Origin of the sequence: Nocardioides sp. YR527 (genome assembly GCF_900101045.1) — a bacterium.
Classification (GTDB): Bacteria; Actinomycetota; Actinomycetes; order Propionibacteriales; family Nocardioidaceae; genus Nocardioides.
The window spans coordinates 82,012-93,899 of the sequence record NZ_FNFN01000008.1; the positions used below are offsets into that span (position 1 = coordinate 82,012).

Annotated in this window: 9 protein-coding genes; 5 read left to right on the plus strand and 4 right to left on the minus strand. The window is 70.4% G+C overall.

The features are described from left to right. Together benB and benA are read right to left on the minus strand one after the other, a co-directional pair. Nucleotides 1–528: a benzoate 1,2-dioxygenase small subunit gene (gene benB / locus BLT25_RS22955; protein ID WP_091051018.1), complete on the minus strand. Its 528-nt coding sequence runs from the start codon at nt 526–528 to the stop codon at nt 1–3. Nucleotides 529–530: 2 nt separating this feature from the next. After that, nucleotides 531–1,898, minus strand: coding sequence for a benzoate 1,2-dioxygenase large subunit (benA, locus tag BLT25_RS22960; protein ID WP_091051021.1), 1,368 nt, complete (start codon nt 1,896–1,898; stop codon nt 531–533). Nucleotides 1,899–2,094: 196 nt separating this feature from the next. Here benA and BLT25_RS22965 point away from each other — a divergent pair, with 196 nt between their 5' ends. Genes BLT25_RS22965 through catC form a run of 4 tightly spaced genes read left to right on the plus strand, consistent with a single transcriptional unit; the run spans nt 2,095 to nt 5,296 of the window. Further along, nucleotides 2,095–3,006 (plus strand): LysR substrate-binding domain-containing protein, encoded by a 912-nt coding sequence (locus tag BLT25_RS22965; protein ID WP_091051023.1) that lies wholly within the window; start codon nt 2,095–2,097, stop codon nt 3,004–3,006. Next, nucleotides 3,003–4,106 (plus strand): mandelate racemase/muconate lactonizing enzyme family protein, encoded by a 1,104-nt coding sequence (locus BLT25_RS22970; RefSeq protein WP_091051026.1) that lies wholly within the window; start codon nt 3,003–3,005, stop codon nt 4,104–4,106. Before BLT25_RS22965 ends, BLT25_RS22970 begins: the two co-directional genes overlap by 4 nt. Nucleotides 4,107–4,142: 36 nt before the next feature. Continuing rightward, a complete protein-coding gene (catA, locus tag BLT25_RS22975) occupies nt 4,143–5,018 on the plus strand; it encodes a catechol 1,2-dioxygenase (protein ID WP_091051029.1) in 876 nt (291 codons plus the stop codon). Then, nucleotides 5,018–5,296: a muconolactone Delta-isomerase gene (catC, locus tag BLT25_RS22980; RefSeq protein WP_008361945.1), complete on the plus strand. Its 279-nt coding sequence runs from the start codon at nt 5,018–5,020 to the stop codon at nt 5,294–5,296. The genes catA and catC overlap by 1 nt, the downstream gene beginning before the upstream one ends. Here the strand turns inward: catC and BLT25_RS22985 are convergent. Next, nucleotides 5,293–8,499 carry a BTAD domain-containing putative transcriptional regulator gene (locus BLT25_RS22985; RefSeq protein ID WP_091051031.1) on the minus strand — a complete coding sequence of 1,069 codons (3,207 nt, stop codon included), beginning with the start codon at nt 8,497–8,499 and terminating at the stop codon, nt 5,293–5,295. The two genes, catC and BLT25_RS22985, sit on opposite strands and share 4 nt — an antisense overlap. A 252-nt stretch (nt 8,500–8,751) precedes the next feature. Between BLT25_RS22985 and BLT25_RS22990 the strand changes: the two genes are divergently transcribed. Further along, nucleotides 8,752–9,792 carry an isopenicillin N synthase family dioxygenase gene (locus tag BLT25_RS22990; protein WP_091051033.1) on the plus strand — a complete coding sequence of 347 codons (1,041 nt, stop codon included), beginning with the start codon at nt 8,752–8,754 and terminating at the stop codon, nt 9,790–9,792. Here the strand turns inward: BLT25_RS22990 and BLT25_RS22995 are convergent. Beyond that, on the minus strand, nt 9,776–11,848 hold the full coding sequence (locus BLT25_RS22995; protein ID WP_091051036.1) for an MMPL family transporter: 2,073 nt from the start codon (nt 11,846–11,848) through the stop codon (nt 9,776–9,778). The genes BLT25_RS22990 and BLT25_RS22995 overlap by 17 nt on opposite strands. Between the last annotated feature and the right edge of the window lie 40 nt (nt 11,849–11,888).

An 11,888-nucleotide genomic window follows, 5' to 3' on the forward strand; every position in this document is an offset into this window, starting at 1 on the left:
TCAGACGTGGTAGATGTCGACGACGTGGTGGATGTAGTCGTTCTTCAGCACCACGGTCTTGCGGCGGATCTGCGGCTGCTCGCCGGAGAAGTCGATCGTGTAGAACGACGTGCCGTAGTAGGGGTCGACGGTCTTGTAGCGGAAGTACATGGTGTGCCAGTTGAAGCGCACGTCGACCAGGTCGCCGCGGCGCTCGATCACCTCGACGTTGCTGATGTTGTGCGACGTACGCGGCTCGGGCAGCGAGGTGGCCGAGGACCGCTCCGTACGGATCCGGAAGACCCGGTCCTCCAGCCCACCCTTGTTGGGGTAGTAGATGAGCGACATCTCGGTCTGCGGGTCCTCGGTGAGGAGGTCGGCGTCGTCCCAGCAGGGCATCCAGTAGACGACGTCGTCGGCGTAGCACTCGAGCCACTTCTCGAACTCGCGGTCGTCGAGGAAGCGCGCCTCGCGGTAGAGGAACTGCTCGATCGAGTTCTGGGTGATCAGCTTCGCGCCGGCAGGAGCGGTGTTCTGCGTGAGCGTCATGGTCAGTTGCCCTTCTCGTTCGCGATGGCCGCGCGCATCTGCTCGGTCCACTGCGCGTGCATGACCGGGTAGAGACCCTCGTCCTCGTTCTTCGCGCCGGCCGAGATCACGCCCGGCATCTCCAGCGCCTCGGCGACCTCGTCGGGTCCGGTGTGCCAGTGCTCGGCGCCGCGGCTCATGTCGTTCCACGGCGCGGCGGAGGCCTGGTAGGTCAGGAAGCAGGACCGGAACTCCTCCAGGTCGTCAGGCGTGGCCATGCCGGAGGCGTTGAAGAAGTCCTCGTACTGCCGGATCCGCCAGGCGCGGGACTCAGGGCTCTCGCCCTTGGGGGCGATGCAGTAGATGGTGACCTCGGTCTGGTCGACCGAGATGGGGCGGAAGTGACGGATCTGGGTCGAGAACTGGTCCATCAGGTACACGTTCGGATAGAGCAGCAGGTTGCGCGAGCCCTTGACCATGAACTCGCCCTTGGCCTCGCCGAACTTCTCCTTGAGCGTGTCCATCTGGTCCCACAACGGTCGGTCGGCGGGGTTGGCCGCCCAGGTCCACAGGCACAGGTGGCCGTTCGGGTAGGACCAGTAGCCGCCACCGGCCTTGCCCCAGCTGCCGGCGTCGACGGTCTTGGTGGTGTTCTTCGACTCGCCGGTGTTGCGTCGCGAGGTCGTGGCGGCGTAGTTCCAGTGGGTGGCGGTGACGTGGTAGCCGTCGGCTCCGTTCTCCGCCTGGACCTTCCAGTTGCCGTCGTAGGTGTAGGTCGAGGACCCGCGCAGCACCTCGAGCCCGTCGGGCGACTGGTCGACGAGCATGTCGATCACCTTGACGGTGTCGCCGAGGTGCTCCTCGAGCGGAAGTACGTCCTCGTTGAGCGAGCCGAACAGGAAGCCGCGGTAGCTGTCGAAGCGGGCCACGTGGGTCAGGTTGTGCGAGCCTTCCGTGTTGAAGCTCTCGGGGTAGCCCGCGTCGTCGGGGTCCTTGACCTTGAGCAGGGTGCCGTCGTTGCGGAACGTCCAGCCGTGGAACGGGCAGGTCAGCGTCATCCGGTTGTCGGTCTTGCGCCGGCACAGCATCGCGCCACGGTGGGCGCACGCGTTGATCATGCAGTGCAGCTCGCCGTCCTTGTCACGGGTGATCATGACCGGCTGCCGCCCGATGTAGGTGGTGAAGTAGTCGCCGGGGTTGGGCACCTGGCTCTCGTGGGCGAGGTAGATCCAGTTGCCCTCGAAGATGTGCTTCATCTCGAGCTCGAAGACCTCCTCGTCGGTGAAGATCCGGCGGTTGGCGCGGTAGATACCGGCCTCGCGGTCCTCGACCACGGCGTCCGACAGGACGTTCTCGATGTGGCCCAGGCTCTCGGTGAGCGGTGCGGTCATGGTTATGCCTCCAACTGGTGACGGTCACCACACCTTCGCAAGCAGTGGCGGCCGTCACACCAGGCGAATGCCCAGTTCCGACCTAGGCATCCATTGATCATTCGAATCAATCAATAGGCGCCAGTTTCGTCCTTGTTGTTTATCTATCGCAGGCCTAGTGTGGCGATCGTCACCACGTTTCCGAGGAGCGCTTTTCATGGAGCTACGCCACCTGCGGTACTTCGCAGCGGTTGCCGAGACCTGCCACTTCGGGCAGGCCGCGGCGCAGCTGCACATCGCCCAGCCGGCGCTCTCCCAGGCGATCCGCCAGCTCGAGTCCGAGCTCGACGTCACCCTGTTCACCCGGACGACCCGCCAGGTCTCCCTCACCCCGGCCGGCGAGTTCCTGCGCACCGAGGCCGCGCGGGTCTTGGCCGCCGTCGACGACAGCGTCCGAGGCGTACGCCGCATCGGGGCAGGCCGCCACGGCCTGGTCCGCCTGGGCCTGACCGGCACCGCCTCGTTCTCGCACCTGCCCGGCATCGCCCGGGTGGTCAAGCGCGAGCTGCCCGAGGTGGCGCTCGAGATCCACGCCGACCTGCTCACCCCGGCCCAGTGCGAGCGACTGCAGAGCGGCGCGCTCGACCTCGGCGTACTGCGGCCGCCCGCCACCGGCGAGGGTCTGACCCTGCGCACCCTCGAGGTCGAGCCGCTCGCGCTCGCCATCCCCGTCGACCACCGGCTCGCCGTCGAGCCCGTCGTAGCCCTGGCCGACCTGCGCACCGAGCCGTTCATCGCCTACAGCGCCCGCGACTCGGCGGTCAACGAGGCGGTCCTGCGCAGCTGTCGCGAGGCCGGGTTCGTGCCGCGCCGCGAGCACGAGGCACCCAGCACCGCGGTCCTGCTGGCGCTGGTCGCCGCGGGCCTCGGCGTGGCGGTCGTCCCGGCCTCGGTCCGGGCCCTTCCGCTGGAGGGCGTGGTCTTCCGCGACCTGCTCGACGCGGGCAGCGTCGAGCTCTCCCTCGCCTACCGCACCGACGACGACAACCCCGTCGTCGACGCCGTCATCGAGATCCTCGAGGCCGCCGACCTGTTCACCGCACCCCGTCTGGAAGTTCCCCGATCATGAAGATCACCAAGATCGAGGCGATCCCGTTCGCCATCCCCTACCGCAAGCCGTTGCGCTTCGCCTCCGGCGAGGTCCACACCGCCCAGCACGTGCTCGTCCGGGTGCACACCGACGACGGTGTCGTGGGTGTCGCCGAGGCGCCGCCGCGGCCGTTCACCTACGGCGAGACCCAGGCCGGGATCATCGCCGTCATCGACCAGCTCTTCGCCCCGCAGCTCGCCGGGCTCACCCTGCTCGAGCGCGAGACGGCCCGTGCCCTGATGGAGCGCACCGTCGGCAACCCGACCGCGAAGGCCGCCGTCGACATGGCGATGTGGGATGCCCTGGGCAAGACCCTGGACCTGCGGGTCGTCGACCTGCTCGGCGCCTTCACCGACCGGATGCGGGTCTCCCACATGCTGGGCTTCGACACCCCCGAGGCGATGGTCGCCGAGGCGGAGCGGATGCGGGAGACGTACGGCATCTCGACGTTCAAGGTGAAGGTCGGCCGCTCCCCCATCGAGCTCGACACCGCCGTCGTCCGTGCGCTGCGCGAGCGGTTCGGTGCCGAGATCGAGCTGTACGTCGACGGCAACCGCGGCTGGACCGCGGCCGAGTCCGCCCGCGCGATGAAGCAGATGGCCGACCTGGACCTGCTCTTCGCCGAGGAGCTCAACCCGGCCGACGACGTTCTCGGGCGCCGCTGGCTGGTCAGCCAGGTCGACGTGCCGTTCATCGCCGACGAGTCGGTCCCGACGGCGGCCGACGTGACCCGCGAGGTGCTCGGTGGCTCCGCCACCGCGATCAGCATCAAGACCGCGCGCACCGGCTTCACCGGGTCGCAGCAGGTGCTCCATCTCGCCGAGGGCCTCGGGCTGGAGGTCGTGATGGGCAACCAGATCGACGGCCAGCTCGGCAGCGCCTGCTCGATCGCCTTCGGTGCGGCTCACCGGCTCACCTCCCGCCGCGCCGGTGAGCTCTCCAACTTCCTCGACATGGCCGATGACCTGCTCACCGAGCCGCTCGAGATCCGCGACGGCGAGCTCGCCGTACGTCCTGGTGCCGGCCTCGGGGTCGAGATCGATCCGGAGAAGCTCGATCGCTACCGCACCGACAACTGAACACCTGACCCCACCGCAACACGAGAGGACACACCCATGACCACCGACCAGACCCTCGAGTCCGCCGAGGCTGCCACCGCGGCCGCCTCGGGAGCCTCCGCCACCGAGCGGTTCGCTGCCGACAAGTCGCCCTTCGACGCCGTCAAGGACACCCCGCCCGAGCGCGTCGACGCGCTCGCCAAGCGCGTGCTCGGCGCGATCTACGACACGATCCGCGAGGAGAAGGTCACCTACGACGAGTACAACGCCCTGAAGGCATGGCTGATCCAGGTCGGCAAGGACGGCGAGTGGCCGCTCTTCCTCGACGTCTGGGTCGAGCACGAGGTCGAGAAGGTCGCCACCGAGCACCGCGAGGGCAACAAGGGCACCATCGAGGGCCCCTACTACGTCCCCGCGGCTCCGGAGCAGGGCGCGAACGGCACCATCCCGATGCGCGACGGCGAGTCCGGCACCCCGCTGACCTGGACCGGAAAGATCACCTCCACCGACGGCACCCCGCTCGACGGCGCCAAGGTCGAGCTGTGGCACGCCGACGCCGACGGCTTCTACTCGCAGTTCGCCCCCGGCATCCCGGAGTGGAACCTGCGCGGCAGCTTCACCGTCGGGTCCGACGGCGCCTTCGAGATCCACACGATCCAGCCGGCGCCCTACCAGATCCCGACCGACGGCTCCTGCGGCAAGCTCATCGCCGCCGCCGGCTGGCACGCCTGGCGTCCGGCGCACCTGCACGTCAAGGTGTCGGCCCCGGGTCACGAGCTGCTCACCGCACAGCTCTACTTCCCCGGTGACGAGCACAACGACGACGACATCGCCTCGGCCGTCAAGCCCGAGCTCGTGCTCGCGCCCGTCGCCGGCGACGACGGCTCGGTGAGCGTCGACTACGGCTTCGTGCTCGACCCGGTTCGCGGCTGATGCTCTACCACGTACGCATGGACGTCCGGATCCCGCACGACCTGGATCCGGACGTCCGTGACGACACGATCGCCCGCGAGAAGGCCTACGCCCAGGAGCTCCAGCGCGCCGGGAAGTGGCCGCACCTGTGGCGGATCGCCGGGGAGTACGCCAACTTCTCGGTCTTCGACGTCGAGTCCCACGACGAGCTCCACCAGATCCTCTCCGGGCTACCGCTGTTCCCCTACATGGACGTCCAGGTCACCCCGCTGGCCAAGCACCCGTCCAAGGTCGACTAGAGCCGTTCGAGCACCCGGTCGGCTTCGCCCCGCAACGGGGCGAAGCCGTGCTCGGCGGCCAGCTGACGGCCCCGGTGGGCGTGGACCCGGGCGGCGTCGTCGTCCCCCTCGGCATGGAGCGTCCTCGCCAACCCGATCCGGGCACGGGTCTCGGTGAACGAGGCCACGTGAGCGTGGCTGAGCCGGACCGCGTACTCATAGGTCTCGGCGGCGTCGCGGTGGCTCCCGGTCGCGTAGAGGGCGGCGGCATAGCTGCACGCCGTCGAAGCCACGAAACGTACGTCACCGTGGGCTCGCGCGGTCAGGTGGGCCCGGTCGGCGAGCTCGAGCGCGGCGGTGTGGTCGCCCCGGACGAGGGCGAGCAGGCTGAGCTCCTCGAGCACGTTGGCCTCGGCGAACGGGCTCCGGTTGTGCGTCGCCTGCGCCAGCGCCGACTCCAGCCGTGAGCCCGCCGAGTCGAGCATGCCCAGGGCGCGCTCGGCCGCAGCCAGGGTGGCCAGCTCGAGCGGGGTCGGGGTGCCTTGTGTCTCGCTCAGCTCGACCGCCTTGAGCTGGTTGGCGCGCGCCTCCTCGAAGCGGCCCTGCTCGGTGCAGGTGATGCCGAGAGCCTGATGCGCCCAGGAACGCAGCCCTTCGGTGCCCTCCTCCTCGCCGAGGATCTCGAGCGCCCGCACGTAGGAGGCCTCGGCCTCGCGCCCGGAGTCGGCGACGCGGTAGCGGTGGCCCTCGACGATGGCCGCGAAGGCCCTCCCCTGCGTCCAGTCGCTCGAGTCGAGGAGACGTCGAGCACGGTCCGCCTCCGCCCAGGACTCGTCCATCCGACCGAGGACCTCGAGGACGTCGGAGCGCAGCGTACGCAGGAACGCCTCGGCACGGACCTCGTCCTCGTGCATCGCGGCCTCGGCACCTACCGTGACGAGGTCGAGGTAGGTGGTCACGTCCAGGCGTGTGCGGTAGTGGATCCGGGACTGGTCGACGAGCTTCCATGCGTAGTGGCGCCGGTGCGGGTCGGAGCCGGCCTGTCCCACGAACGCGATCAGCAGCTGCGCCTCGCGGTCGAGCCAGGTGCGGGCCTCGTCGGCCGACTCGAAACGGATCTGCGGCGAAGACTCGATCTCCAGGGCTCGCAGGCGGCCCGGATAGATGGTGTCGGCGGCGCTGACCGTGGTGTCGAGCAGCCAGTCGGCGAGGCGCCCCTGAGCCTGCGGCCGCTCGTCGTCAGCGGCGGCCAGATCGCCGGCGTGGAGCCGGAGCAGGTCGTGGTAGTGGTAGCGGCCGACACCGTCGTCGGCGACCACGGTCTGCAGCATGTTGGCGTCGACCAGGTCCTCGAGCAGCTGCTGCGTGGTGTCCGGGTCGCGGTCGAGGACGGCGCACGCCGGGGCGGGGTCGAAGTCGTAGGCCGAGATCAGCGAGCACAGCCGGAAGGCGCGCTGCGCCTCGGTCGGCATCGCGGCATAGGAGATCTCGAGGCTGGCCGCGACGCTCACCTCGCCGACGGCCAGCTCGGCGAGGCGGTGCGAGCTCGCGGTGAGTCGATCGGCGTAGGTCTCGATCGACCATTCCGGGCGGCTCAGCAACCGGGCCGCGGCGATCCTGAGCGCGAGCGGGAGGCGGCCGCAGGCCAGCGCCAGCGACTCGCTCGCCCGAGGTGCGGCGGCGACGCGCTCCTGGCCGACGATCGCGCCGATGAGGTCGACGGAGGCGTCGGTGCCGAGCTCGCCGAGGTGGATCTGTCGCGAGAGGTCGATCATGCCCGCGAGGGCCGGCAGCCGGTGGCGGCTGGTGATGATCGTCCGGGTGGCCCCGATCCCGGGCAGCAGCGGGATGACCTGGCCGGGGTTGTCGACGCTGTCCAGCACGATCAGCATCCGCCGGTCGGAGAGCTCGCTGCGGAACATCGCCGCGGCGTCGGCGTCGTCGGTCGGGATCTGCTGGCCGGAGAGGCCGAGCGAGCGCAGGAACCGCCTCAGCACCGAGCCGGGTTCCACGGCCTCGCCCGAGACACCGTGGAGGTCGGCGTAGAGCTGGCCGTCCGGGAAGTCGCCGCTCAGCCGGGCCGCCGCGCTCAGCGCCAGCGCACTCTTGCCGGAGCCCGCCGGACCGGTGACCAGCACCGCCGCACCGCCCCCGTCGCCGTCGCAGTCGCCGAGCCCGGCCTCCAGGGTCGCCAGCTCGGCATCGCGTCCGATCAGCACCCGCGCGGCCGGCATCTCGCGAGGTACGTCCCGCCGGCGCGCGCCCTCGACCAGCGTCGGTCGCCTGGCATGCCAGCGTCCTTCCAGCGTGCCTTGATGCACATCCTCGAGCACCGGACTCGGGTCCAGCCCGAGCTCCTCGGCCAGGGCCTTCCGAGCGGTGTCGTAGGCCGCGAGCGCCTCGGCCTGGCGCCCGGCCGCCGCCAGCGTCTTCACGTACGCCGCCCATAGCGGCTCGTCCAGCGGCCGCAGCCGGGCGAGCTCGCCCACGACCGGGAGCGCCTCGATGACCTGGCCCTCCTCCGCTGCCCGGCTCGCCCAGCTGAGCACGACCGCGACGTACTCGTCCTCGACCGCGCCCGAGAGCCACGGCGCCTGCTCGAACCCCTCGGGGCGCCCACGCCACAGGCGCACCGCCTCGGTCAGCGCGTCCACGTCGTCGCTCTCGACCAGCTCCCGGAACCGGACCAGGTCGAGCTCGTCGGCGGAGGCGTCCAGGCGCAGGGTGCTGCCTTCCTGGGTGACCACGATCGGCGCGACGAGGGCACGCAGGCGCCGGAGCAGCTGGGCCATCCGCCGGCCCGCGGCCTCAGAGGTCAGCTCCGGCCACAGCAGGTCGAGCAGCTCGTCACGAGCGACCCTCTCCCCCGGCTCCAGAGCCAGCCGCCTCAGCAGCAGCCCGACCTGGTCGGGCACGTCGAGCGGCGCCCCGTCACGGACGACGACGGTCGGGCCGAGGACGGCGATGCTCGCCTCCGCGCTCTCGGCCGCCTCGCGACCCGGCGTCGGGTCCTCGGCGAACCGGGCCGTCTCCTCCTCGGTGAGGTCCAGCGCATCGGCGAGCGCACGCAGCGAGGACGACCTCGGACGCCTCGTTCTCCCCTGCTCGAGATCCCGGATCGAGGCGACGCTGAGACCCGAGGCGCGGGCCAGCGCACCCTGGGTCAGCGAGCGCGCCTCGCGCATCTGCCGGAGCCAGGGACCGAACGAGCCGTCACGGCGCACCACGGCCTCCGTCGAGGCCCCGAGCCTGGTGAGTCACCACGAAATCCTATCGAGTCGGCCCTCAGCGGTCGATGACGGACTATACGGCGCTCGCCGCGGGCGACTCGTGGTCGACTCGAGCCGAAATAGCGCGGAAACCTCGGCGTTCTACTCTGGTGGCGCCCGAGTTCAACGGACAGCAAGGCCTCCTGGCCGGGAAAGCGGACACCTCCGGGCACGACCACCCGTCTGCTCCGATCGAGGAGATCATCCGTGAGTACCTTCCACGTCCCCGCCGTCGACATCGCTGCGTACGTCCGGGGCGGAACGCCCCAGGAGAGGGCGGCCGTCGCGGCCGCCATCGACACCGCCTGCCGTGAGGTCGGCTTCATCCAGATCCTTGGCCACGACGTCGCGCCGTCGGCGGCCGAAGGCCTGGCCGCGGCCATGGACGACCTCTTCGCCCTGCCGCTCGCGGAGAAGACCCGGTGGCGCCGCCCGGCCGCCGAGAACCGCGGCTACACCCCGCCGAAGTCGGAGACGCTCGCGCTCAGCGCCGGCGTACAGTCCGAGACCCGGATGAAGGACTTCTTCGAGGCCTTCAACGTCGGCTCGTCGGTCTCCGACCACCCCGACGCCGACCTGGTCGCCGCGCACTACGCGGAGAACACCTGGCCCGCCCTGGACGGGTTCCGCGAGCGTATCGACGCCTGGCGCGCCGAGGCCGCCCGGGTCGCACGCACCATGGTCACGATCTTCGAGGACGCGCTCGACCTGGAGCGAGGCACGATCGAGAGCCTCGCGGCCCACCCGATCGAGGTCCTGCGGATGAACAACTACGCCCTCCCCGAAGGCACCCGGGTCGAGGTCGACGAGGACATGATCGGGATGGGCGAGCACACCGACTACGGCATCGTCACGATCCTGTGGGCCGACCGGGTCAAGGGTCTCCAGGTCCTGCACGGTGGCGAGTGGCACGACGTCAGCCCGGCCGAGGGTGCGCTGCTGATCAACCTCGGCGACCTCACGACCCGGCTGACCAACGAGCAGTGGCTCTCGACCCTGCACCGGGTCAAGCCGCCGATCGTCGGTGGCACCATCCAGCGACGCCGGTCGGCCGCGTACTTCTTCGACGGCGACGCCGAGGCGGAGATCGGCCCGCTGCCGGGGTTCGTCGACGACGAGCACCCGCGCCTCTACCGCGACGTCACCGTCGACGAGCACATCGCCGCCAAGCTCGCGGGCTCCCGCGCCGGCGTCGTCAACGCCGCCGCCGGCCGGGAGGCAGCCCGCGTGCTCAGCGCGGGTCGCTGACCATCGGTTCCTCGCTGTGCCGGCGGGCGATCGGGGCTGGCCACCAGATCTTGTCGCCGACCAGGGCGAAGACCGCCGGCACGACCACGGTGCGGACGAGGAAGGTGTCCAGCAGGATGCCCAGACCCACGATCAGGCCCACCTGGGTCAGCGTGATCAGGGGCAGTACGCCCAGCACCGCGAACACCGAGGCCAGCACGATGCCGGCGCTGGTGATGACACCACCGGTCAGCCCGACCGCCATGACGATCGCATCGACGGTGTCGTGCTCGGCGGTCTCCTCCCTCGCACGCAGGACGAGGAACACCGTGTAGTCGACGCCGAGCGCCACCAGGAACAGGAAGGCGTAGATCGGTGTGCTGACGTCGAGCGCGGGGAACCCGAAGACATGGGTGCTCACCCAGGCGCCCAGGCCGAGGGCCGAGAAGGTGGCGATGACACTGATCGTGACGAGCACCAGCGGCGTCACGATCGACCGCAGCACCGCGAAGAGCACCAGCAGCACCACCAGCAGGATCAGCGGCACGACGACCTTGAGATCACGCTCGGCGCCGTTCCGGCTGTCCAGGTCCTTGGCCACGCTGCCGCCGACCAGGGCGCCGGTCCCGGCCAGCTCGCTGCGCATCGTCTCGATCGTCTGGATGCTCTCCGGGGTCGCCGGTGCGTCCTCCAGCGTCGCGGTGATCTTGACCAGGTCGCCGCTCTCGCCGGACGGGCGCGCGCTGTCGACCCCGTCCATCTGGCTCACCTGCGCGAGCACCTCGTCGGCCTGGTCGGCTCCGACCACGATCGTCACCGGATCGGAGGCACCCGGCGGGAAGTGCTTCGAGAGGGTGTCCAGACCGTCGACGGACTCGGCCTCGACACGGAACTGGTCGGTCTGCGAGAGCCCGACCTTCACGCCCAGGAGCCCGGAGGCGAGTACGCCGAGGATCACCGCGGCCACGGCCAGCACCGCTGCCGGGCGGCTCACCACGGTGCGGGCGATCCGGAACCAGACACCGTCCCGGGACTTCTCGTCCTCGCCGTTGCGGGGCACGAACGGCCAGAACAGGCCGCGACCGAACAGCGACAGCGCTGCGGGCAGGGCGAAGAGCGCGAAGAGCAGGGCCACCAGCAGGCCGATCGCAGCCGAGACCCCCAGCGACCGGGTGTTGGGCGCGACGCTGAAGACCAGCGCCAGCAGCGCGAGCACGACCGTGAGGTTGCTGGCCACGATCGCCTCGCCGGAACCGCGCACCGCGGCGGCCAGGGCATCGCGGTGGTGCTCGTGCCGCCGGAGCTCCTCGCGGTAGCGCGAGACCATCAGGAGCGCGTAGTTCGTGCCGGCACCGAAGACCAGCACGCTGGTGATCCCCGACGTCGAGCCGTCGAGCCCGTTGCCGGCCCAGTCCGCGACGATCTGGGTCACCACCGAGGCGGTGCGGTCGGCGACCGCGATCACGATCAGGGGCACGAGCCACAGCACCGGCGAGCGGTACGTCAGGATCAGCAGGATCGCGACGACCGCGGCGGTGACGAGAAGCAGCCGCACGTCGGCGCCCTCGAACGCCGAGGAGATGTCGGCGGCGAAGGCGGCACCACCGGTGAGCTGGACGGTGAGGCCGTCGGGCCGGTCCTCGTCGACCGTGTCCCGCAGCTCGCCGACGAGCTCGGTGAGATCGAGTCCGGTCACGTCGGCATCGACGTCGATCGCGACGATCAGGGCGTCGCCGTCCGTCGCCGGGATCGGCGGCGAGACCTCGTTCCCGGTGATCTCGGCCCAGCGCTGCGACACCTCGGCGACCCACGCCTGGTCCTCCGCGGTCAGCCCACCCGTGCGCTCGACCACCGCGACGGCGGGCAGCACGTCCCCGCCCGGAAAGCTCTGCTGGAGCTCGGCGACCCGGGCCGACTCGGCGTCCGCCGGCAGCGGGTCAGGCGCCGAGCTGGCCGAGCTCAGGGACGATCCGACGAACATCACCGCACCCGCCAGGAGAGCCGTGATCACCAGGACCAGCCATGCCGTGGCCTTTCTCGTGGTGAGTCGGGCGAGAGCTGCTAGCGCGGAGCGCATGGTCGGGCCTTTCGAGTTGTGGTGGGGACTGCGTCGAGTG